At 52.6% G+C, this 26,316-nt stretch carries 7 protein-coding genes; 6 read left to right on the top strand and 1 reads right to left on the bottom strand.

The features are described 5' to 3' along the window. Positions 1 to 33: 33 nt before the first annotated feature. The 3 genes from Q8P05_03725 (at position 34) to Q8P05_03715 (ending at position 9,437) form a co-directional block, all read left to right on the top strand. Positions 34 to 7,611, top strand: a complete 7,578-nt coding sequence (locus Q8P05_03725; GenBank protein ID MDP2666583.1) for a carboxypeptidase-like regulatory domain-containing protein — start codon at positions 34 to 36, stop codon at positions 7,609 to 7,611. Positions 7,612 to 7,636: 25 nt separating this feature from the next. Beyond that, positions 7,637 to 8,104, top strand: coding sequence for a hypothetical protein (locus Q8P05_03720; GenBank protein MDP2666582.1), 468 nt, complete (start codon positions 7,637 to 7,639; stop codon positions 8,102 to 8,104). Between the two features lie 898 nt (positions 8,105 to 9,002). Further along, on the top strand, positions 9,003 to 9,437 hold the full coding sequence (locus tag Q8P05_03715) for a hypothetical protein (GenBank protein ID MDP2666581.1): 435 nt from the start codon (positions 9,003 to 9,005) through the stop codon (positions 9,435 to 9,437). A 278-nt stretch (positions 9,438 to 9,715) separates the two neighbouring features. Here Q8P05_03715 and Q8P05_03710 read toward each other — a convergent pair whose 3' ends face one another. After that, on the bottom strand, positions 9,716 to 10,258 hold the full coding sequence (locus tag Q8P05_03710; GenBank protein MDP2666580.1) for a hypothetical protein: 543 nt from the start codon (positions 10,256 to 10,258) through the stop codon (positions 9,716 to 9,718). A 177-nt stretch (positions 10,259 to 10,435) separates the two neighbouring features. Here Q8P05_03710 and Q8P05_03705 point away from each other — a divergent pair, with 177 nt between their 5' ends. The 3 genes from Q8P05_03705 to Q8P05_03695 all read left to right on the top strand — a co-directional run bounded on the left by Q8P05_03705 (position 10,436) and on the right by Q8P05_03695 (position 26,314). Then, a complete protein-coding gene (locus Q8P05_03705; GenBank protein ID MDP2666579.1) occupies positions 10,436 to 17,872 on the top strand; it encodes a carboxypeptidase-like regulatory domain-containing protein in 7,437 nt (2,478 codons plus the stop codon). 158 nt (positions 17,873 to 18,030) lie between these two features. Further along, on the top strand, positions 18,031 to 19,092 hold the full coding sequence (locus Q8P05_03700; GenBank protein MDP2666578.1) for a hypothetical protein: 1,062 nt from the start codon (positions 18,031 to 18,033) through the stop codon (positions 19,090 to 19,092). Between the two features lie 82 nt (positions 19,093 to 19,174). Continuing rightward, entirely contained in the window at positions 19,175 to 26,314 is a 7,140-nt protein-coding gene (locus tag Q8P05_03695; GenBank protein MDP2666577.1) for a hypothetical protein, read from the top strand. The last annotated feature ends 2 nt before the right edge of the window (positions 26,315 to 26,316 follow it).

The following is a 26,316-nucleotide window of genomic DNA, read 5'->3' as shown; positions in this document are numbered from 1 at the left end:
ACATATAAAAAGGGGTAAACGGATTCCTGGAGCATGGGGCTGAAGGGGCTATACACGGCGGGGGAGGACAAATATTACGCGTTGCTCGACTGGATGGATAAGCATGGGTTGCCGGTGTATAGTATAATAGATAAGATTGAGGCCCAGAACATCCCTACGTTTCCTCTTGCGGTATTGGTGACATTTTTGGTGCTGGTGGGGTTGTTCACCGCTCTGGGGGGTGGGAGTATTCTCGTGGGAAACACTCTCAACGTGTTGGCGCAGGACGACACCCAAAATCCGTTGGCCAATGTTTCCATCCAGATCCAGGGGGATAATGTTTCGCGCACCCTCCTCACGGACGCGACGGGGAACGCTTCATTTTCGGGGTTGGCGGGGGGACAAACGATTACTGTTCGAGCCACTTCGGACACCCATACATTTCAAGAGCGCACGCTTATCGTTAGCAGCAGCACTCCTCGTATCAGCCTCATTGGGAGTCCGACCAATGTAATTACTTCCATTGCCCTCCAGGTATATCGCGCCAACTCCAGTGAATCCTATTTGGAATCTGTGACCCTGCAATTCGCCTGCTCCGGGGACGCCACTTACTCGGAGACCCGAACGAGTAACACGGGCCTCATTTCATTATCCGTGCCCGGATCCTGCGGCACGCTCACCGCTATATCTTTGGACGATAGGGTGCGATTAGAGTCAGGGATCATTGATCTCGAAAGCAACCAGCCTGCCGTATACGTGGTGCCCCCCGTGCAAGGAAATGGGATTATTCGCGTCACCGTCATCAATGAACAGACGCAACCTATTGCGGGCGCCACGATCAATATTCTCAATCCCTTTGGGGATGTCCTCTACACCCAATTCACCGATCCCACGGGGTTTGCTGAATTCAGGGGGCTGGTAGAAGACACGTATGTGGTGGGGGCGTATGACGATCTGTACGCGCCCATAGAAAGCGCTCCCACGCAAGTTATGGGAAACGCCCCGGCCACCATCACCTTAACCATGAAGCCCAAAACCATTGGGGATGTGCGCCTCCAAATAGTGGATGAATCAACATTAAGCCCGGTGTCGGGAGCCATCGTCATCCTGAGCCGGGCTAATCAAGTAGTGACGCAGAAGCAGACCAATGAGGGAGGACAAGTAACCTTCGCGGTGTCAACCACCCAAAATCTTTCAGTGGGAATCGATCATCCGGCGTATCTCAAGACCAATGTTCCAGTCACCGTGTCGGAGGCCGGCTACACCCAGATAGGGGTGGCGAAAGCCACCTTGCAGAATTCCCAAGGGGTTACTATTCGAGTCGTGGACGAATTGGGGAAGCCCGTGGAGAACGCCATTGTTTCATTGAAACGATCAGGGAATGGAGCGACGGTTGGAAGTAGTAAGACCACGGGAGCAGGGGGCACGGTGTTATTCCTCTCATTAGAAGAAGGAAGTTATTTCGCGAGCGCCTACAAACCCGGGTTTTCCGACCAGATACGATCGGACGTATTCGAGGTGCGGGCCCGGGAGAATGTCGAGAGCACCATCCGCCTCACGATTGGGACGGGAAATATCCTTGTTAAAGTCACTGGTTTCGATGGACAACCCCTCGCGGGCGCCCGACTCCAACCTATTGATGCGCGCACCCACCAGAATGAGGGGAATGAGATTTCCCTCGACGTGGATGGGACTAAAGAAGTGACATTACGGGCCGACAAGCAGGTGTATTTCGTGATCACGGAGGGGGAGCATCTTCCCTATACAACCCTACCCATTGCCCTCAAGAAAGGAATAACCCAAATGGTGGCGGCGCAATTGGTAAAGGATATCCAGCGCCTCGAAGTGCGGGTGCTCGGCACCTGGGTGAATACCCAACCTCTTCTCGCGGACGCGGGATTGGCGCCGGGGCAAACGTATACCATTCAACTCGGCCTCTTCATCCCGCGCAATGCTATTTTCAATGAGACGGGGATGCACGTGCGCACAGGGAACGCCGTAGATGGGCAGACGAATCCTATGGAGAATGATGCCTGGACCCTGGTTAATATCCGTGCCCCCACCACTAACATCCAACGGGGCACCACATATACCCCGCCCACCGGATTGGGGATTGATGCCCAGCACCTCACCTCGGGAGAGGCGAAATGGGGCAACATCGTTTTCGAGAACCCGCGGGAAGGCATTACTATCGTGGAAGTGGATGTGCGGGTGAAGGACAGCGTGGCCCAAGGGACGGATTTGCCATTGTTTTACCGCGGGTGGGGGAAAACGGGATCATTCGTACGATTTCCAGTGGACGCGGTATTGGCGGGAGCCGAATCCACCCAACAGAAGCAGGGGTTGTATGCCAATACTAATTTGGCTTCCTACAGTGTGGGAGCGAGCGCGAGCGTGTGCAGCCAGGAATTCTGCGCCGCCCTCGTGATGGAGGATATTGCCAATGGGTTGCAAACCCCTCTTCTGGGGGACACCACATTGGATATTGGGACACGACACAAAATGTTATTCACCATTCATAGTACCTCGGAGGCAGTGTTGCAAGACACGTCTTTGGTGATCCAATCCAGCTCGGGGAGCGCCTCTTTAGGAGCATTCGAGGTGACTAATGCGGTGGGGGCCAAGCGCACGGGAAACGTAGCTGGGAACAAAGCGGAGATACCTGTGGGCATCATCCAACAAAACAATGTCGTATTCGGATTCGTGAACGTGGACGCGAGCAAGGAAGGAACATCCATCGTCTCGCTCAAGATGGTCAGCAACAAAAAGGAATTGTTTTCGAGGGATGTGGTTATCCGGGTGGACGCGGCCGAAGTATTCACAGTGGAAATCGTGCCCAAGGCCATACTGCCTTTGCTATCCAACCAAATCCTGGTGCGCGTAACTAAACCCCTGGGGGAAACCGCTATTCCATTGGAAAATGTGAATGTGCAGGTGCTGAAGAATAGCGTGCTCCACGCGAGCGGGTTCACGGATGGGGAGGGGATTTTTCCATTCGAACTGAATGAACCCAATGTCAATGACAAATTGGACATTACCCTTTCCAAACCTGGGTATAAGCCAGTGACCATATCCATCACCGTGGGAGCCGACATCCTCCTGTTCCAGCCGGCCCAATTGAATGAAACGCTTATCATCAATGGCACGGGGCGCAAGGCCAAAGAGGTGCGCGCCCTGAATTTGGCCAGCATTCCCCTCGTGATACGAGATGTCAAACTCTCGGGGGATTTTGAGGAACTCGTGCGGTTCGACCTCATCACCCATGAAGTCATCGGGGAAACATTGCCGGTGAATGGGGATGCCAATATCCAATTCACGCTCGACCTCACCGATAAAGGAAGGAAATTATTGGCCGCCAAAACATTCAAAGGGAGTCTCCTCGTGATCGTGGAAAACGAAGCCTCGGGAAAAGTCTTCACCAATGCCCTTCCCCTCACTCTCAAGTTGGGATTCGGGGGGGAAGTGGATGTGGAGGATTGTTTGCTCGTACAGCCCGTGACCTGGGATGCGTTCGTGGGAACCAAGGAAAGGAAACAGCAGGCCTTTGAGATCAAGAACACGTGCACGGTGAAAGGGGTTCCCGTGCGTCTCACGGACCTCGCGGTGAAAGTAAAACAGCTCGCGGGGAACTCCCTGGGGACGTTCACCGGTGCCACGACTCAGGAAACCAAAACCCTGGGGGCCGCTTATGAAACCGTTTTGGATGCCATCCCCGCCAATGGGGAGGCCATTGTGACCATTACATTCGCCCCGGGAGACATCCTTTCAGGAGTTGCGCAACCCCAAATCGTATTCCGCGCCACCAACCTCACGGGAACCGGGTTTCCGGATCACCTGGAAAAGACGGTGACCATGAACCTCGTCGTCAATGATTTGACGCAATGCGTGCGGGTCAACGCTCCTCCCATCCTTGAAATAGAAACCTGCGCCCTCAACACTGGTTTTAGTCAGATGAGCAATTATTACAATCAAGTCTACCGACCCACGGGCGTACCCTATTTCAACCCCGGGTTCCAGACGCTCAACCAGACATCTAATCCCAGTGGAACCAGTGCCATTCCCTCTAATATCACGTATGGGAGTCCATTCTTCACGGGAACCTACCCTGGGGCGTATGGACCGGGAGGGGTGGATGGGTTTGGGAACATGGGTCCCTATTCGGCCCAGTTCACGCCGCAATCCGCCAACTACTTCGCCGGGGCTCAAGGGCCGTTTGCCAACCCCAATTTCGACCGATACAATTATGCCCCGGGGGCCGGAGGACAATTCGGGTGCGCGGGAACCGAATTTCGCATAGAGAATGCGTGCCAATCCGAAGTACAAATAGTATTGGATGTGGATCCCAATCTCCAGTCCTCGCAGGGAACCTTTTCACTGAAACCCACGCAAACGCAGCGGGTGTTCGTGCAACCCGGTTACCGCATAGGCAAATATGGGGTGAACGTAAATGCCCGCGCGCAAGGGAGTACGGATCCTTCCACGGAAGTGGCGTTCATAAGCGTCCTCGTGAGATCCCCCACGGAGGTCAACCAGGATTGCATCTCCCTGAACACCACCAAATACCGTTTTAATGATTTCATCCAGAAGCCGGTGAAGGGAAAGGTGTACAACAATTGCTACGACGAGGGTGTACGATTGGTGCCCAGCGCGGACACGGTGACCATTGCTTCCCTCAAGGATGCCAAAGGAAATACCACATTGGACCCCAAGCAAGGAGTGAGCCAACAACCCAATTCCCTGGTGCAGGACATCCAAATCATAGGCATCTCCACGCAAGGAGACGGACGCGACACCGTGCAGGTATTGGAGTTCCAGATATTCCCCGACCTCACTACGTATCAACATCAACTCTCCCCCTTCGACCAGGGAGGGAGCTTTCCCAAGCAGGTGCTGGACCTCAAATTCTTCGCGGAACTTAATTATTACCGGGTCGAATCCTATGGCACCATCTCGGTGAAATACTTGGACCCATATGGGGGGCCGCAGCAGAAACCCTTCCCCGTGATATTCGAAAACCTCTTCAACCTGGCCTCAGCTATCAACCCCTTGCTGCAGGGGGGAAGTGAAAGCATCACCAACTATTCAGAATGCGTCAATGAGGACGCATTACGTTTTCGTGCCATTGGCACCGACACGGGGGCGGCCGCCCTCGAATTTGGGGACGCGGAATTCCAGGGGCAGACCATCCTCACCCATACCACGAAAGCCCCCAATGCAGTGCTGAAGACCGGGATCATTGACGGAAAAGAATTCTGCGGACAAGTGGATTACATCCGGAGTGTCACCCCTACTATCCTCACGAGCCGGCAAAACCCGAGCGTGCAAGCCATCTTTTCGGTGTCCGGAAAACACGACCTCCAGGTCCAGATCAATCGTCCACTTAACCTGACGCAGGAAGCGGTCATCGAGGGTATTCTAACTTTGGAGGTCACGCGAACCATTGCCAACCCGGGAACGCAGAAAGTGTCCCTGCCCGTGCGCATTGTCATCAAACCCGTGGGAAAACCAAGTACGGCCATATTCACCCCCCAGGCCTGCACGGAAACAGGTTATGAGAAAGGTCCCGGATTCGTTTCCAAGTATGGGTTCGACCGGCTCACGTGGGATTGGACCTATGAGGGGAGTCCGGACTGCACGCAATACTTTTGCGATGCCACGCAATTCATGATATTCACCTCCAAACGTCTGAAGGAATTCGATACCTTCGTGAAAGCCAACCAGGCCTCGGGATTGTTCAGCGATGCTGATAAGGATTACACGAGCCAGAATTTCGTGCTTGCTATTCATGATCAAATTACCGTCACGGATGACCAGACGACTGGGAAGCCCACGCGCTCCTTCTTCGTTAATTCGGCTGGGGATGGGGTGGTTAAAGAAACCACGTCCTCCCAATCTGCCAAATTGCTCATTGACAATGTGTTTACCGCCCTGAGCAACGCCCCCAATTTGAATGAAGTGCCGGCCGATTACACTTCTTACGTGGCGTTCGTCAAACAGAAGTTCGAGGAAATACAGAACAACGCGGCTGGGAATAAATTGGCGGAGCAATTGGTGATCGTGCTGGACGCGGATAAGGTGAGCAGGCTTGTCGCGACTGGAATCAAAGGAATGGGGGCCGATGAAGTGACTTTCCCAAATGGGGAGAAGAAATACGTATGGCTGTTCTCCGAATTCAGGCATTTCTTCGATGAGTCCAACAAAATAAATCCAACCCTCTGCGGGACAGACTGCTGGGCACTCGCCTCCCTCACTCAACCCGGGGACAGTCATCAGTTCACCCCCGGAGTATATCGGGCCATCTATGATGCCGTCGAATCCGTGCAAGTGGGGATGCTCGTTCCCACGGACACGGAAGCAGAGGCTTGGGATGCTGCCCGCTTAGGGTATGTGCTGTCCCATGCGCGACAGAAAGGGGGATTGACATTCCAGGACACGGCGTACGCGGACATCGATTCTTTGCGCGGGAGGTTCGTGGATATGAACGTGTACATGATGCAGGATGCTTTCTCCCAGTTCCTCCTCTCGGATTTGGCGTTCGTGAGCGGGGAAGGGTATGACTACCCGGCGGCCTTCAACAACCAAATGCTAACCAATTTGGATATTATTCAACGCATGCTTATTTCCCCTCCTGTCCCGGAGGCAGGGTTGTATCCCGCTAGCTTCGTGGCCACATGGGAAAATGATTCGGATGGCGTGAAATCCCTGGCCGTGCGAATTAAACGAGATGCGGTATCCTATCTTTCTCTGGGGGAAATTGACACGCAACTAAACAGCGGAAACACCGCCTACGCGGACAACCCCTTCTTCCGCATTCCCTTCAATGGGAAAACGGGCGTTGGGAGGGTACGCAGCGGCTATGGGGTTGGGTTAAGCCTGCCCGCCGTGAGCGCGGGAATGCCCTATCGGGACGATAGTGTGGGGTTCACGAGCAGCATTCCTTCGACGGGAGTGCCCTTGCTCACGCTCCAAACCTATGAGACTATTTCAGCCATCGGGGATCTCGTGGCCGCGCAGGGTGTGCCCACGTTCTTCCGACTGGAAGGGAGGGGTGGGGGGTATAGCTTCCAGTATGCTCCTTCTACTCCTGCCCCCATTCGTCTGCGGATGGACAGCCCCGCCTCCCAGCCTGCGTTGCAATATACCATTGTGGAATCCGGGCAAGCCGCTATTCCCCCGGGAGTGGCCATCAATGGAGCAAGCATCCGGTGGATTGATTGCGCCAACCCGAATGGAATACCCGTATCATCGACCACGGGTCCCACCTGCAACACCGGGCGACCGGGCGACTTTTCATTAGTCGGGGATCTGGCGGGGAACGAATATGTGTACACGGGGATGGCCTTTATTCCACCGGAGAAAAATTATCGGTTGCTCCCCGCCTGCACCACCGGGACGGCGGATGTGAAGACTATTTCAAACACCGTGGGATTGCCTCCTGCCAGCCCCAGCACCCAGGTCCAATTTATGGATCTTCGCGGCCCGGCCGCAGCGCCCCAATCGTTGCAAGATATTCTCGCCCGCATCCAAACCGGACAAGCCTGCGGAGACATCTCCAAGGATGTGTTCACGGTGATCTGGGATCTTGCCTCCGAAGACGTGGTGCCCGCGGCCCTCCAGTGCACGGCCACCTGATAACTCTCCCAGAATTATTGCGCGTATGACCTACCATGCCCTCCTCATCCTCTTCCTCGCCTGGACGATGGGAGTTTTTTTGGGGACGCAAGTGGTTACCTATTCCCTTGACCCTCCCACCCTGCTGGCGATTTTGGGACTTATTTTGGTGAGCGCGGGGCTGGGAACCCTGTTCTTTGGAATCATGGGGTGGTTGTTCCTCTTCCTATTGGGGATGCTCCTCTCTCCTTTAGTGAGTGTTTTTCCCATCTCGGGCAACCTGTTGGGCGTTTCTCTTGTGGCCGCCATCCTATTTGGAAAAACTTTGGGAGGGTTTGCCCTGGAAGACATCTATGAAAATGGTCAGGTCCGGCTGCCCAACTATGCCATCGCGGCCGGGTATGATGTAGTGTATGTGTTAGCATTCGGCCTGCTCGTGTGGGCGCTCTGGCACGCATTCCCTGATATGGAAACCCTGCGCCGCATCCTCCCTCTGGCGGGATTAGGGGTGTGAGGGAAATTTTGTTAGATTTAAATAATGAGTCGAATTAAGGTAGTGGGTTACTCCGTCTTTGTCCGTAAATTAGGTTTCATTCCACAAAGTAGGTCTGGCTCTATAAATTCAGGTTTTTAAGGGGATTAAAGATTTTCAACAGAACCCGGTAAACCACTCAGTTTAAATTCTGTAAAGCGCTTTCGCTGGAAATCGCACGGAAGGATTAAGGGTTCATGATGAAAAAATTGGCATGGTCTGTCATACCTTTTATTCCCCCAATACTTTTACTCGCATATTTATTTTTCGAACCAAATTTTTTTGTACTGTTTGTTCGACAACTTCTTCCATGGTTAGGAACATGGCATGTTTCATCAAGAAATGGACTATTACTTATTACCAATCGAATGTACATCGACACTATCCTCACAATCATACTGACCGTTTTCTTTATGGTACAACCTACTATACAAAATATCATAAAAGAAAAGTCCAGTACTCGAAGAGTTTTATTACTATTTTTGGTTGGAATTGGAATTATTGTTTTATTGACTGCTATTGGAGTCATTATTTATGAAGGAGATATTACTTGCGGTGATGTGTGCATTCAGGAAATTAGATTTTTCTCATAACCTGCCTCATCCATCAGTATTTCGAGGGGGGTATCGAAGACCCTTTATGGAACCAAGCCTACTTCGTAGAGGCAGGCCTAAAAAAGGTCTAATTTAAGGACACAGCCGGTTATTCCACCACTGCCATCCTATTACGGCGGTGGGCTTTCCATTTGTTTTATATATAATGAAAATAATCGCATTTTTATATGCCTAGTCAGTCGAGAACCCATTTTCAAGGTAAAAAGAGACGAGCGCTGCCAGGAGGCATTTCCCCAAAATTACGGCACCGTCTCAAATCATTCCAAGTGCCTAAAAAACGAAAGCTTCATCTGGAAGATCATTATCATACATTGAAACGATATGAGGGCCTCCCACGTAGAGACGAAGTCAAGGCACAAAATAAGTATTTCATCCACACATTCTTCAAACCGGATTTCCATTCATTTCTTCATCTACTCGCCAATCCTGAATACAAAATTATAATAAAAAATATGGATCTAAAAAGCCAGAAGCGAATAGGTCGATTGGCTGCAAACACATTGATTGAGATTGGGAAAGTAGATATGAATATCCGCGATATGACATTTTCGGCGGAAGTATTAGCCAATAAAGGGCAGGAAGCCGAAATAGTGCGGCACAGATTAATGAGAATATTGATTCAATTCAAGAACAGGTGTCACGCAATCATAGATGAGATTTTACTGCCTACATCCAGCGGCTTTTCCCCAAAAGGTTCCTAAAAAGTCCCGTTTATGAGCGGCAAGCCTCCTTTTCGTGCATTGGATACTTCATAAATATTGGTTCCTTGTTGAATTATTCTTGGTTTAGCATACATTGGTTGTGGCAGGGGACTTTGGGATTACTGTTGCAGTTCCTTCCGCGTTACCAAAGAGGTGCAGAATATCATCCTGTCCCCCCCGCACCCCCGAGGATGCCACTATTTTTGTCACGGTAAAAGACCAATTGGGGGCGGCGGCGGCTGACTTGTACGTGAGCGCGCAGCGCGATGGGATTGAAGTCAAAGCGGGATTGACGGACGCAGGGGGAAGCGTCTCATTGGGGGTCGCGGCAGGCACTCCCGTAATTGCGTGGCATTAAGCGTCTTCACGCGGCGAATTTGCTGGATAAGTTTATCCAACCGTTCTTTGTTTACTAAGACTTGCCCTGGGGTTAGGGTTCCTTTTTTGTTTTGATGTAGTTTCAGTCCCATTACAAGCTTGTTTGTGTCGCGAAGGGCTTTTCCAAAGGGGGTATCTGCGTCTACCCATCCAGTAGACCATTCGATAGGTATTTTCCTGTTCCCTTCCACGTATTTGCCCTTTCCCCAGAGTCCTTCAATGTGTTCTCTGTCGTAGGTGTACTCCATCCCTACTCGTGCTATACTGACTTTGAACTTCTCCAACACATACAACGAATCATCGCACATATTGTCCAAGCGTGTGTGCCAAGCGATCAACCTTTGTATTTTTGTTGTCGGCCAAATTGGCTTCGGTGCGTTCGTCTCTTTTCCACGTGCCTCTCGTCGTGCGACCCGGCGAACATTCCTTTTCAAAATACCCATGCCCTGACGGGGATTTAGTAAATTATAAACTTATGCAATAAACGACTGGAAACATTAGAGGCTGAAATGTCGAATCGAAGGCCCTTTCGTGCTGGAGGTTCCTTTTTTGGGAATGATAGGTTTATGTGCAAAGCCGCTTCCGGCCATACCTTTAAATACGCAGAAAAGGCTCTTTGAGTGCATATTTCCATCCCGGAATGGGGAGCGGGGAGCATGGGCGACGTCATCAAACAAACCTATTTCGCACTCGAAGACAAATGGTACGCGGGGCTCGACTTCCTGGACAAGCATGGGGTGCCGGTGTACAAGATCATCGATCCCATCGACACCAAGATACCCAGCTTCGCCCTCGTATCCTTACTTGTCCTTCTGGGAGTGGCTTTTCTCTTCCTTCCCTTCACCGGGATTTTCGCCGGACCGGAAGTCGCCGTGACATTTTTAGTGGTTGACCCAGATTCGGCGCCCCTGCCCAATGTGCCGGTGCAATTTACATACCAGGGGAGAACAGAAACATTGGTGAGCGATACCCTGGGAGAAATTGTTCTTAATGTGGCGGGGGGGACTCGAATCGACTATGAAGTGGACACGACTCAATGGGAAGTCGTGCGGAGCAGCTTCACTCCTTCTTCAGACAATCGGACGCAAGTCATCGCTCTCACCCCTCTTCAAAGCCAATCTCTTTCCCGCACCATCAAATTAGTCAATACCGTGGGACAACCCGTGTTGAATGATGCCGTGCTCACATTCGCGTGCTCTTCCTCGTATGGAACCCCTCCTTCTCCCATCAGTGGTATTGGAGGCGTTTTCACGGTGACGCCCAATGCGGACTGCGGGGAACTCATCGTGACGGTGGAAGTTACAGGATATGAAACCATCCAATCCTTCCGCGTCACCAAGGAGGTGCAGAACATCATTCTATCTCCCCGCACGACTACGGATGCCACTATTTTCGTCACGGTAAAAGACCAATTGGGGGCGGCGGCGGCTGACTTGTACGTGAGTGCGCAGCGCGATGGAATAGAGGTCAAAGCGGGATTGACGGACGCGGGGGGAAGCGTCTCATTGGGGGTCGCGGCCGGGACGTATACTATGGTCGTGTCGGACCCACGCGGGATATACACGAGTGCGCAACAAACCGTATCCGTGGGAAGCGGGGACACCGCTTCCGTCACGATTACGGTTACTAAAGAGGCCGCGGGCACATTGAATGTGCGCGTGCAGGACAAGCTGAGCCAAGCCGTGTTGCGGGACGCCATCGTAAAGCTCAAACAGGGGAACACCGTGCTTCAAACGACAACAACCAATGCGTCGGGGGAAGCAGTTCTCTCCATTCCGGACCGAACGCTCTCCTATACCATATCCGCCTCCAAGGAAGATTATATCCCTGCCCAACAGAGCGTGCTGGGGAGCACCACCAGCACCCTCGTCCTGGGGCTCGAGAAATTTGATGGAATGAATGGAGCAGTATTCCAAATCCAATTGAAGGATCAGGATGATGTTCCCGTGGCGGACGCGGCGGTCATATTGTATAATGCGGACACCGGGTTCCTGGCCCCCTATGAACAAATTGTATCGGATGCCAATGGGGTTGCTAAATTCAAGAACGTGGTGACAGGAAACTACACCGCTTTCGCGTACAAAGCGGGGTTAACCGCGCTGAGCGGAGAGCACTTCTTCGCCATCGACGATCCGGCCACGCATACATTAACCATGATCATGGAAATTCCGGATGGCACGGTGAGCATCCGCGTGGTTGACAATCGGGGGAACCCCATTCCATTTGCCAAGGTAACCGTATTCAATGCGTTCAAGAACCAGCTCCTGGGAGCGGATTTGACAGACACGAATGGGATGTATATCCTGCCTCGCTCCGGCCAGCGCAGCAAGGCGGACAAAGACGTGTTTTTAGTGGTGCAGAAAACAGACTATGCCACGGTTACTACGATCCAGAAGCCCATTCTTCCGGAGACCACACAACGCTTTGAGGTCGTGATGCCCCCCCTTCAACCTCGGGGTTCCATCCAAATGGAATTAGTGGGGCTGTTTGACTCGAGCGGAAAGATTGTGACGGGCGTGGGAAAAGGAAGGGAGTATCAAGCCCGATTTCGAATCAGCATTCCCGAAGAGCAGGATGATTTGGATACCATGGATATTCATGTGCGTACGGGGGAGAAGGATATCGTGGAGAAGGACGAATGGTATGTTTCCCGTATTGCTTTTCCCCGCACCGTCGTCGTAAAAGGGAGCTCGTGGGATCCCCAGAATGGGTTGAATAGTGATGGGGAAAGCATCACCTTCGACGCAGCTAAATGGGTGAATGCGGTGCATCGGGATCCTCAACCGGGGATTTATGAATTCGAAGTCACCCTGAGCGTGCGCGATAATGTGGCCCCACAGGAGACGCTCAAACTGTTCTATAAGGTGCGCGCCGAGAACGGAGATATCTTACGTGATCCTTCGGATGCCAATCCGGTGGAAGAATTGTACGCCGCCACCAAATCGGCTACTTACCAGGTGGGGGTTACCACTTTATGTGATAAAGAATTCTGCTTCGACGCCTCCATCCTGGATCTTGAGGATCAGCGCATCGAGGACGCGGGGGAACAATTCAACGCCCAGATATTCAATGAATACAATCTTACCTTCAACCTGTTGAACAATGGTACGGGATTCCACACGAATGCCAACCTGCGCATCGGCGCATCCAATGAAGGGATTGATTTCACGACGTATGATATTTTCAATGCGGATAATGCCCGGTTGAGCGGGACTGTGAACGATAACCAGTTCCGCGCTCCCTTGGGAGTGGGAAATTTGACCCCCCAGAAGAAGGTGGGAGGCACCATTCAATTCATCCCGCGCCTCGCAGGAAGCACATTAATCACTTTCGAATTGGTTTCTGATTTCTCATCCGTGTTCAGCCGGAGCATCCAGGTGAACATCACGGGGGACAAGGATCTGCGTGTGGATGTAACACCTTCTTTCTACCCGAGCAACATACCCATTACCTTAGATGTGCATGCTGAGAATTCCGCCACCGGGGATGAAGTGGAAGGAGCATTAGTGACATTGGAAAACAATTTGGGTATTGTGATAGGGAAAACGTTCACGGACGCGGCCGGGAACGCACGAATCACTTTGCCCGCCCAGGCCCCCGGGAAGAAAATCTTCCTGAAGGTGGAGAAAGCGGGGTTCAATCCCGCCATCCAGGAATTGGCCATATCGGGAGCCATTCTGGCCTTTGATCCAGAGAAGCTGGGGATATCCATCAATGCCAAAACGCAAATAGAAAAAACGACCCCCTTCACCATCACCAACCAAACGAGCTTGCCTCTTCGCATTACCCGCATGAAAATACAGGGTAATTTGCAGGGACTTTTGGATAAGGAGAAGATCGAATCCGCTTTGCTTCCTTATGTGGGGAATGTCCTCCCGGCCAATGGACTGTTAACGGTGAACCTGCGAAGCGTATTGACCCCGGAGGCGCGCCAGCTATTGGAACACGTGGATTTGGATGCGGTCCTCGAGGTGCGGGCGGAAAGTTATGGCACGGAATGGGTGTTCGACCTGCCCCTACGATATGGGATAGGGATTAGTGCCCCGGTGGATGACCCCACCTGCTTCAATGCGGTGCCCCGGAATTGGGAGACGAGCAGTGACGGCGACACGGTGACGTATGAATTTCGCATTCAGAACAATTGCAGCATTGGAGGCAACCCCATTTCCTTACGCCAATTGGCGGCGCGCGCGGACTGGAGCGGGAATGAATTAGGGGAAATAGTTCTGAGTGTGTTCAAGCAGGATAATCCTACTGCCATTGGTGCGGCCAAAATACGAACGGGTTATTTCTCTCCCTTCCTCCCCACTATCAATCCCCAGGAAAGTATCATCGCACGGCTGGATTTCACGCCGTATGGAGGGGTTAAGGGGAATGCGAAAGTAGATATTGTTCTCCAAGCAGAAAACCCACAGGAAGGGAAACCCCAATTGCTCACGAGCACCGTGGTAGCGGCATTGAGTGTGGTCAACCTGCGGGACTGCGTCATATACGATAAGGAAATCCTTGATTTACGCCCCGGAGAAAAGGATTCCTTCACCATCGAAACCAAGGGATGCGGGTCACCCGTGGAAGTGGGGCTGCAGACCGATTTGGAAGTGACGCTGAAGCAATTCACCCTTCAAGGGGATGACAAAAAGACCATTGAGGTGAATGACAACCAATTGGACCCGGGACAATATCCCATTTACGTTAATCTTGAGGGGAATGAGGACAAGGTTCCCATTCGCGCCAAGACCATCCGCGCCCGCATTAGAGACCCTAATGCCTGTTTGCAATTGAACCGCTATGAATTCGATGTATTTGATGACCCCAATAATCCCAATGATGGATTTGACACCGCCCGCCTGGAAAACCATTGCACGCAGCAAAAGGTGAAAGTGCGCGTGGTGATCGAGAAGAAATTCCTAGACAGCCTCAAGAAAGGACTAGCGGCGGGAGTGATTGCCTTCCTGGGAACAGCCGGAACGAATTGGTTGGATGGAAAGGATTACATGGGGCGCGACAAGGTGCCCGAGGATCCCGCGGCCGCCGCCACCACTGAGACCCCTGCGCCGCCTACTCCACCGCCATCCGACACTACATCCTCTCCTTCTCCGCCATCCGAAGCGGACATGAGCGCGTATGAATATATTTGGGGACAGCAGGAGCATACCCTACTTGATATGGATCATCGCCTCTCCGTCGTGCGCGATCGGGTGCCCGAGACATTCAATCCGAATAACCCAACGTCCGTTGATTACAAAACGTTTTTCGAAAATGCATTACTATTTGATCTGGAGGCTGGAACCCACCACGTCACCTTGGAGAACGCGATCCATGCCAAGGATGTCTCGAAAGCCCGGAGGGCGTTGGAAGACTTTGATAAGGCATTGAAGGGATTCGACGAAAATCTCTCCGAGGCCGACGATCGGGCTCGGGAATTATGGGCTCAAGCGATGACAAAGGGACCCGAAACCATGCCCTCCACTGGGTTGGTTTTGCTCCTCCAGTCTAACCCCGACCAGCGACCCTCCACCCGGGAAAAGATCCAGGAGTCGGCCATCGGCAGTGCGCTGGGGAAAATCACCGGGAAATTGTCATTGGGGACGCAGAACCCCTGGGTCTCCTTTGGGGTGGTGACGATTGCGGTGAGCCTCATCGATTATTTTGGATCGGGAGACAAGGAATTCAATACTACGGTGTTGGGAAAGGATGTGGAAATAGAGGGGATGCGCATGATTGCGGGGGAGAAAGGGGCGAATGAGCAGGTGGCGGACAAGGACATACGGGTTACCAAAAGTGGAGTAGCTCTCGTGCCCAAAATAAACCTGGAGAAAGAAACCCCAGGGCGAGTGGAGGCCGATTCGTTGACGTTCACCAACATCTCCCAATTCGTCAACCAAACCATATTCCGCACCCTTTTAGTTTTCGGGGAAAGATTTGAATACGCCTCGGGAGAGAAATACAAGAACAAGGTGCCTGACGAAGACGCATTGAAAGCGCAGGACGAAACGGAATTCAAGAGCAAATTCCACCTCCAATACAATGCCATTCCCCCCGAAAGCCGGTTTGCTACGGCGGTGCCCCCCATCGCCCTGAGCTGTGACACCTTCTCCGAGAAGACAGGGAAAACAGGGGACTTGGCGGTTCCAAAAGTGGCCTTCAAATGGAACTTCACTGACATCCCCTATGACGCCTGCGACGCGGGACGCGTGGACAAGCAAGGGGATGCCACTCACATCTACTGCGATGCCACGCAGTTTTCCATCGCCACTCTCCAGAAGGTGCAAACGCTGCGCCAATTCATCACGCAGAACGCCCCCTTCGCGTGCCCGGTGCAGGATGATCTGTCCGGGAGCCAAAACCAGATTATCCCGGCGGCGGACATTGGAATTTCTTCCATTGCCGTGGACAAGATTGGGGGGGCGGATGTGAATATCGTGGTGGGCATCCAGAATAAGGCCCCCGCGCCCAACAACGCGCAACTTCGCATTGAATACAAGGCCATCGGCGCGACGACAAATCCTATTGTCCGCACTCAAAGCGTTTTCGTCCCCACCGGGGGGAGCCAGGTGAGTGTGGGATTTGTGGTATCCAATTTGAGTGAAGGGGCGTACACCGTCACCGCCATCCTCACCCCTGAAGAATGCGAGAACTGCTTCAATTCTCAGCCCGCCTCCGATAGCATCACCACTGAATTCTTCATCGGCGCTAATTCTGGATTGGTGGCGTGCGAGCCATTCACTACTCTTCGTTTGGGGGCGTTCATCAAAGCTAGTGAGGACGAAGGAAAATCTCTCATCTATCCCCCGGGATTCGACAAGGACTCCTTGCTGGGACTTGTTAATTACCGTGCCCACCTCATGCAGGATCGATTTTCTCCCGACTTCTTCCAGGATTTCGATAGGTATGCCACCACGGTCAGCTTCTTCGACGCTCCCACCTACTATTTGGATCCTCAAACCGGGTTGCGTCGGTTCTTCACTAATCGGGATCATTGGATTGTGCAGAGGGAAGGATCTGTTCTTCCTCCGGAAGGATACCTGCTCCCCGGGCCCGGAATTTATGATGTGACTTTAGATATCCGATTTGATGAGGTGGGGATGCCCTTCTTCACGAATGGGGAAGTGGATGCGGTGATTAATGTGCTCGTGGAGAAAACCAGCACCGTGGAGGAAATTAGTCCCTTCTATTACTTGCCCTTCAACGGACTCATTGGTACGGATGATGGTCAAGGAAGAGTGGGGTATGGGGTCAACTACACCGGGGAAAAAGTCAAGGTGAACATGGATCTCGCGGAGAGCGTGGACACTATCGATATTGCCGACTCCACCCCCGTCACGACATTAACAACAAAAACGGTGAATGCATATCCCATCCTCAACAGCATTGAGCGGGGAACGGTATTGAGCCTAACCCAGGAGGGGACACAACAGCTGCAACTCACCTGGAGCCCCAGCTTCGCTACTCCGGTGATGATGCGTATCGCCAATGACGCCGTGCAGAGCGACGTATATGGGTTCTATTCCGTGGGAGTGGGGAATGACACCAGCCAATCCTACATCGGAGCGCAAGGCAACCCCTGGTATGGGGTGGGGCCCAACTGCCGGGATTTTGCTGACAATGCGATGCTCGATCATTATTCCCCCCGCTTCGATATGAGCGCCATCAATGCGGATTGTGCCCTCACGGGGGCGCAGGAGAACATCGCCTACGGATTTGAATGGTGCGCTAACACCATCCACGCGGGAAACACATTCTTCAAATCCATCTTCTACACCCCCCAGGAATCGCAATCGCAGATCACGCGTGTGGCCTGGAAGACCGGAATGGAATTCACGGGAGAATTAGTGAAAGGAAACTCCATTCCCCTGAATGGGACGAATGTCCTGCCGGGCAACACCCCCTCCAACCGGTTGGGCAGCGTGGAAGAAATATTAAGATTGGTGAAGCAGGATGCCATGTGCGTGCGCAGCACGGGGGCGAAAATTGAATTCTTCTGGAACCCCAAAGAAGTGATGAACGCGCTCACCAAGCAAGAGAAAGAAGCCGAAACGATGTGCATCGTGAAATAAGTCAAAGGATGAGGTCGTTATAAGATGCCGCTGCCAAGAGGAAAAAAACCCGGGATGCGGAAGGGGTGGGGGATCATGCCCGCCTTGAAATAATTCAAAACAAAAAATGGGAATTATCAAAAAGGATTCAGCAACTGCGGAGACAGGGATGACGAGGGATGCCTATGGGGAAAGGACGACCACCTGGTAGGGGGAGTAGGGGGAAAAAAGGACCTACTCAAAAACTTGGGAAGATAGAAATTATCCCAAAGGGAGAGCGACGCCCTCCTCCTAACCCTTCCGATTTTGATCCCCGCCGCAATGAGGTATTGCGTAACATCATCGAACAAGGCGCCAGAAATCAGTTAAAAATCCAGGACAGGATGTCTGAGGAAAGAAGGGAAGAACTTTCTCGCGTATCGGATGCGGTTCGTCTGAAGATTGAAAAAACATTGAAACAATTGAGGATAATTCGGAATGAAATTGATTCGGAAAGAAGAAAGTTGGCTAACAAAAATCTGAAAGTGTGGGAAGAAGTTTATCGATCAATTTCCAACCATATTGTTGAATTGGAAGGGAAAATTGCGACCGACATCGCCATATTGGGTTTAGAATTGCGCCGACATGGCCTCCGAGTCCCCACGAATATTCATGAACTTGAAGAACTGTTGGAATCCATGAATGTAGTCAAACAAAAGAGTAAAGAAAAAGATTCTCCTTCAAGTACCGGGCGACCGAGAAAGCGACCGTCGAAAAAGAGGGCCCGGGAAATTCTTCTGAAACGATGTTTGCTAGCGGAACAACGGCTGTATGAATTAGAGCGCGCCTTGAAAAGTGAAAAGCGTATAAAAAATCAGAAAGACATCCGGACAGCCATCAACCTTCTAACATTTCAACAGAATAGGAACATCCGGCAACTGGAGGGAGCGTCGCGAGTTATAGGGAGGCCTGGATTGCAACGGGAGCAGATAACTTTATTGTATTCCATCCTCCGGAATATAGATAACCTCAGGGAAGAAAATCCCAAATTGAAAGAACTAATGGAAAAATTGAATAACCAAAAAGCACCTGAATCCACTAGAAAGACTTGGAAGCGGAAAATCAAAGATATTCAAGAGCGCCAAGCCCCTATTTTGAAAAGACTAAAGATCCTTATCTCCCATTTCAATCAGGTGGCGGTAGAAGTAGGCCTTCCCCCCTTTGAAAAAGAAAGGGTGCCCAAGTTGTATAAGGACCTTTAATGGTGGCATTTTTTTAGACCCGGAATCAACCTTTATATACGCCCGATTCCCTTCATTGCCCATCATAGGGGTTTGGAAACCCATGGGTGTGCGCACGTTCTATCATCGCCTGGAGGACCAGTGGTATGCCTTACTGGACAGGTTGGAAGGGTATGTCCCCGTTTACAAGGTCATTGATCCCATAGATGAGAAAATACCTAGCTTCTCCCTGGTAATTGGGTTGATCCTATTGGGGGTGCTGGGGCTCATTGTCCTTCCTCTCCTGGGGATAGGGGGCACCACCACGGCGGTGTTCACCTTCACAGATGAGGAAAACACTCCCCTCCCCGGAGTGGAAGTGGCGTTTACTCAAGGAGGAGAAACCCGGAATCGCATCACCAACTCGGTGGGAAAGATAACACTTGAGAACATTCCTCACGGGTCCACCATTACTATCGCGGTACTGGATGACACCTTCCAACCACTTCAGGAGCAACGCATAGTTACCTCCTCCGAAAAGGACTTTCGTTTTATCCTGCGATCCCGGGCGGGGTCGGCGCTCACCTTTCAATTAGTGGATGAGGGGGGGCAGAGTTTAGCGGGGAAAACCCTGACAGTTACTTTATCCTGCACCTCCGGAGTGGAGGTCATTCCTAATTCATTAACCGTGAGTGGGGGAGTATTCACCGTGACCCCTCCTCCTGGGTGTGAAAGACTCGTGGCCAATGTGAATGGGGATGGGTATGCCAAACTGGAAGGGTATCTGTTATCCCCTGAAAATGCTATCATCCGATTGCAATCCCAAGAGCGGGAAAAGGGAACGTTGCGCGTCACCGTGCGGGATGCCGTGGATAACACGGTGTTAGAGGGAATGAATGTGGACCTTTTCACGGGAGATGGAGTATTCATCCAGTCATTGCTCACCAATGCCTTCGGGGTGGCCAGCTTTTCGGATGTGGAAACGGGATTAGTATACGTGAGTGGCAGCGATCCGGGAGGAAGATTTGCTACCTCCACGAGCGAAAATATTTCTATCCCGGTCAACCAGATTATCCCCCTCACGTTAACGATGGGACGGGCCATCCAGGGCACGCTATTAGTGCGCGTGCAGGACAAAGTGTCCCTGGCCTACCTGCCCAATGCCACGGTTAATGTCGTTAGGAAGTCGGACAACAAAGTCGTTGTGAGTCAAACCACCCCCACCCAGGAGGGGACATTATCATTCCCCCTGGACGAAGAAGGACCTTTTTTGCTTACTGTTTCCCACCCGGATTACTTGAGTGAGACGCAGGATATTGGGCTCATCCAAATGGGGATGCCTACTATTGTATTCGGAATGGAGAAATTGACCCCCCAGAATTCGGGACGCGTGACCATTCATGTGCAGGACGAAGATGGGTTTCCCGTGGACAATGCGCAGGTATTGCTCTATGATGCGGCCTCTTCTTTCATCGCCCACCAATATCCCGTGCGCACCACGGATGCCAATGGGAATGCTGCCTTCACTGGGGTGCAGAGCGGGAGCTATTTCGCGCGGGCCACCAAATACCCGGCGGGACCAAGCGATTCGCCCATTTTCACTTCGGATACACGAGCCGCCACGCAGGCAGGAATAACCCTGCGTCTGGGGACGGGAACCCTTGAAGTTTCGGTGATGGATTTGGAAGGCCAACCCATTCCTTTTGCCACGGTGGAATTCCTCACCGATGGCACTGATGAATGTGTGGCGGGCGCTTGCCAGGTTCAAACGGATTCCGTGGGAAAAGTGTCGCAATCGTTCAAGGCCGATCGAAAAGTATTTGTTCGCGTGGGAGCGAGCGGGTTTGCGACCTACGCCAGTATGAGCCACCAGCTCTATCCCGGAGAAACTAAGAATATTGTGGTCCGCCTCCCTACCACCATTTTGGGAGATACTCCTTTCATTCGACTCAAGGAGGTTCGTAATCCCCTCACGCAAACCCGGGCGAACGAACTCAAGGCTGGGAAAACGTACACCCTGGTGCTCGAATGGAGCATTCCCACTCCTCTCACTAATCTGGATAAAGCGGGGATACATATTCGAGTGGGGGATGAGGCCTTTTTGGAGAATGATGTGCTGGCCATCCTCTCTCTCAACACCCCCAATGGGCACGTGGTGAAGGGCACCACCTACCAACCCTCATTGGGGTTTGATGACGATGCCCAAAACCTTACGTTTGGTGAGGCTAAATGGGCTAACGCGGAATGGGATAATCCTGGGCCCGGGGTATATGAAATAGGGGTTGATGTCCGCATTTCCCCGCAGGCAGGTGCCCTCACCAGTTTGCCTATCTATTATCGGGGATGGGCCATCCGAGGCAGCGAATGGCTGCGGGACCCGTATGATAGTGCCCTGGGAACGAGTGCCTCCATCCCGGGGAAAGAAGGGCAGTACGCGGAGACCTACCACCAGATCTACTTCCAGGGAAAACCCATCGTGTGCGATGACCTGTTCTGCTTCTCGGGAGAACAATTGTTTAACGAGAACGACCAACTACTCGTGGAGGGACCACCCTTCACTACGCAAGTCAACAAATCGTATGATTATTCGTTCGTCATCACCAGCACCTCCCCCACCCTGTACGCGGATCCCAAACTCCGCGTGTTCATTGCCAACGATGGATTCATCCCTAGTGGGGAGGTTCAACTGACGGGATATGAAGTAGTGGGAACGGATGGCCGGGTATTGCGATCCACCGGATTAGCCACGAATGATGTGCCCGGGGGAGAAGGGCAGGGGTTGTCCGTAGGAACGCTCGAACAATACCAAACGATCTCAGGGAAAGTTGAGCTCTTGACCAAACAGGATAAAGCCACGCAAATAAAGGTTCAACTCATCAATGAAGGGGAAATCGTATTTGAGCACACGGCGGGAATCAGCATCGGGAAATCGGGAGAACTTAGGGTGACTGTGGATCCCAGTATGGCCGCCGCATTCATCCCCACCACATTCGCCATTACCGTGACGGACGATAAAGGATTTGATGTCCAAGATGCCATGGTGACCCTACTCAAAATTGACCCTTCCAAACACCAGCAAATCATTTCAAGGCAGTTCACCGACATCGCGGGGAAAACCAGCCTTATTGGTCCCCCTTCCTTGCCCCGCACGCGGTTGGTGTTCGATGCCGTGAAAGCGGGGCTGGCGAGCCAACCCATTACCATCATCGTGGATGAGAACGTGGCTTTTTTTGATCCGGCCACGCTGTCCTTCCAGATGCCCCTCACGGGGGATGCGGAACAATTTCTTCCCCTCCGGATAACCAATAAGACCCAACAGACACTTATCCTGATGGATGCCCGCATTACAGGAGACTTCCAAGGGTTGTTGGCGAATGGGGAGATGCAGAATTTTGTACAACAGTATGCTAATGTCACCGTGATCGCGCCCCTGGAGACGAAGACGATTCAGGTGAAAGCCGCCACGACCCCGAGCGCGGCCTCCTTCACGGGCCAAACCTTGAGGGGGAGTCTCTTGCTAACCTTTGCCACCCAGGACACGCAGCAGAGGTGGGTGCAGCAGGTTCCCATGACCATTGCGCTTAATGTAGTGGGGGCCTGCGACGGGGAAGCCATCCAATTCACGGGAGCCCCAGCAACGGGGAAAATTGATACGACCGCCTTCGACAACAAGAACCAAACCCAATTTCAAATTTCCAACATCTGCCTGGTGGACGGGCAACCATATACGTTACAGAATCTGAAAGCCAAGATCGTGTGGACCAGCAACCCCATAGGGAATGTGGAATTGTCCACCACAGACATTGGGGGAAGCAGCCAATCATCGGAAACCCTGAGGAGCAATGCCTTCGTGCCCCTCTTCGGGAGCTTTAAACCCGCGGAAGACACGGTGTACGCGAGCGTGATGACATTTACTCCCTTCCCCCAAAATATAGGGAACACGGCCGAATTCACCATCATCATCGGGGCTGAAATAGGGAGCGGGAACGCACGAAGGACTATTGAAAAATCGTTCGACGTGAGGGTGCAAATAACCAATCTGGAGACCTGCATCGTGCTGGATCCCGAACCCGAGCGGGGTATCCGTATTGAATCGGAAGAGGATGAGGCACGGTTTACAATTAATACAACTAATTGCGGGGACGTGCCGGTGGATATTCTCTTCTGCGCGGGGGCCAATAACAGCAACTGCTCGGGGGGCGCCCCGGAAGGAAGATTATATCTCTCACAGTTTAGCATCACCGATTTGAAAGGAAGCCGGGAGATCACCGTTGAAAGGCGGGGGGGCACGCTGCCCGGGACGTATGATTTGACAGTGGATGCGCGGGTGCCGGGAACGAGCTACAAACGGGTGGCCGCGCTGGAAGTACAAGTGGATAGCGACTTGAGTTATGCGTTCGAATTAGACAAGGGAGGATTCAGCCTCTACCAGCAGGATGCCAAAGACGCCACCACGGTACTGAATAGGCTGTTCCTCGAACAGGTACGTGTGAAGGCCAGTATCTGTGATTGGAAGGATGTGTATGATGGGGTGCCCTGGGATCCCAAGTTCTGGGTGGACATTCATCCTTTGTTTGGGGGGAAAGCATCCGCCAAAGCCTATCAGAATGTGGGGGCGGCGGCCGGAGCGGGGGCTATTACCTATATCATAGCGGCCAAGTACGCTGCCAGCATATGCGCTCCCTGCGCCGCCGTCATTGTAGCCATTGCCGTGCTGTATTCATTGTTCGAGGACGAATGCGACAAGGATCAAACGGAAACGCTCATGGATTACATCATCAACCTCACAGGGGGATCGGACCAGCAAGCGCTTCCCCCGGATGCCATTGATATACGTCTTTCGCCTAACGTACGAGATCATATCACAGGAGAATGGGCACTGGATGCCGCGGGTTTGATCTCGAAGGGAGAGGATACCTTCCAGCAAGCGGGAGTGGTTTTCACCAATGTATCCGGGTATACTAATCCTAATCCATTGTTCGGTACGGTTTCCCTGCGCGCATTGGAACACATCCACGGGGATTTTGCCCACGCGGGCCGGGCATCCGTGGAATGCCGCAATGGGAATTTTGGGAACCTTCGAATCGGTCCTTCCCCGGGTCAGGGGAATTGTTCCCCCGCGGAAGATAGGGTGAGGGAGGAGAAATTTCATCTCAAATTCAGGACGCAAGATATCAACCAGTCTCTCCCTCCCTTGCAATTCGACAGCGTGGCCTGTGTGAGCGGCAACACATTGGGGCAGACGGGGAAAGGCACTCTGCCCCGAATCGCCCTCACGTGGAACTGGAATGACACCACGGGCATTCCCCTCTATGCGTGCGACGCGGGGAATGACCAATCCATTTTCTGCGATGCCACCCAATTCAATATCGATTTGATGAAACGGGTGAATGCCTTCCAGGAATTCCTATCGGTGAACACCTTTTCATTCGCCTGCCCCGACAACCCCCACGCTCAACCGGGAGATGGGAGTTTTGCCAACCAGGACACGGTGCCGGAAGGATTCATTGGATTCACGGAGACGGGGTATCGCTTTGATTCCGTGGATTCCATTACGCTGCACGGGGTGGTGCAGAACAATACGACGATAACGCAGGATGTTGGGTTTAATGGAACGATGACCCCCCAGGATGCAGAAGGTATTGGTTCGGGGGGGATTAATCCCCCGACTCTGACCTGCGGGAACAATGCAACTATTCCCGCCGGGACCGCACAGCGAATCGAGTGCTCCCTATCGGGGGTGTTGCCTCATTTTTACAGCACGCGCTTCGATCTCACGAGCACCACCACCGCCAACATCGCTTTTTCGAACAATGTTGTGGGGATTGATGTGGCGAGCTATTCGGATGCGGCCCTGGGAACCTGCGAGACGCTCCCCAAGACGACGGCTATTCTGGGGGGGAAGCCGGCCATCAACCGGTGGATAGACAAGGATGATCCGGTGTTCGGCCAACATGTGAACGCGAACGTTCAATTCACATCCCGCATCCCGGATGTTCAGACGCTCAATGAATTGTTCCATTTTGAGGCCTACCTCATCCGAGATGGGTACTCGGCGGATTTCGAATCGGATTTCCGTGAGTATTATGTGAACACCTCCTTTGCGGACGCCCCCTCGTGGTTCACCGGGAGCCAGGGGACATTTGGTCTGGCGGCCTATTACGGGAGCGACGATAGATTAGGGTTCAGCAACAAATATTTCAGTGACACCACCCTCCCTGCCCCCGGAAAATATACCGTGGATGTGTCGGTGTTCTTCGGGGAAGATTGGACGTTATTCGATGCCAATGGGAGCCCAAATGCAAGTGTGGGGGTGGACTTCTATCATCTGGAGAACCCCAGCCCCAATAGTCCGTTCTACAAACTCCCCTTCGACGGGGGGGTGGGGTTGCAGAATACACGATATGACCGGGTGGGGTACGGGTTGGAATTCATCAACCAGGGAACGCCCCCCATTCGGGTGAATGATGGGCTGGAGCAGACCCATTCGGGAGAGGGGAGCACGGCCCTGGCCAAATTGACGGTGGAGCGGAATGATGATATCCGGCAGATGAATAGTTTGCCCTCCACGCGGGGAAGTGTGTTGGAAGTAGTGGCTCCGGGAGGGAACACCGCGCAACGATTGGTTTTCACTCCATCCCTGGCGACCCCGCTGATGATGAAGATTAATCATGCCGCGAGCACGGAACCATTCTCCATATTTTACCAGTTGTCCAAGGAGGGTGCGCCCGTGCAGACGGGAAATAATTTGACATTCTGGGAGGGGGCGGGAAACTGCTATGATTATACGGGTGTCCCGGTATGGGAGCGGTTTAATTTCACCCCCGACCGCGTCGCCACCCCGGAGGATCGGGTGACGGCATTCCCCTTCACGTATGGATTGGATTGGGAAAACGCCCGCGTGGGAGGGAATGAGTTCCTGCGCACCATTTTCTATACCCCCACCCAAGCGGATTATGCGATGCAGGCGACGCAGGGGAATGTACAATTTATCACGAGCAATCATGCGACCCCCTCCAACGCGGTATCCCTGGATGGAATTACCACTCTCCCCTACAACAATGCCAGCACCACCATTGATTCGTTGCAGGATGTCTTTGACCTGGTGGCGGATCAGACCATTTGCCTGGCGGATTCCGGGGTAAAAGCCCAATTCTTCTGGAATCCGGAGAAATTGTACAAGCAGACGGCCCAGACGAGCATCAGCGCATTGACCAATAATCTTGTGGCAGGACAAACCTGCGTGGGCGCGCCCACGCAATGATG

The organism is Candidatus Diapherotrites archaeon (assembly GCA_030688545.1).
Taxonomy (GTDB): Archaea; Iainarchaeota; Iainarchaeia; order Iainarchaeales; family VGJJ01; genus VGJJ01.
This window is presented reverse-complemented; position numbering and strand designations above follow the sequence as displayed.

Excerpts from the sequence above, each read along its gene's own strand:
- Q8P05_03725 (MDP2666583.1), top strand. The coding sequence starts at position 34 with ATGGGGCTGAAGGGGCTATACACGGCGGGGGAGGACAAATATTACGCG.
- Q8P05_03720 (MDP2666582.1), top strand. The coding sequence starts at position 7,637 with ATGACCTACCATGCCCTCCTCATCCTCTTCCTCGCCTGGACGATGGGA.
- Q8P05_03710 (MDP2666580.1), bottom strand. The coding sequence starts at position 10,258 with ATGGGTATTTTGAAAAGGAATGTTCGCCGGGTCGCACGACGAGAGGCA.
- Q8P05_03700 (MDP2666578.1), top strand. The coding sequence starts at position 18,031 with ATGCCTATGGGGAAAGGACGACCACCTGGTAGGGGGAGTAGGGGGAAA.
- Q8P05_03695 (MDP2666577.1), top strand. The coding sequence starts at position 19,175 with ATGGGTGTGCGCACGTTCTATCATCGCCTGGAGGACCAGTGGTATGCC.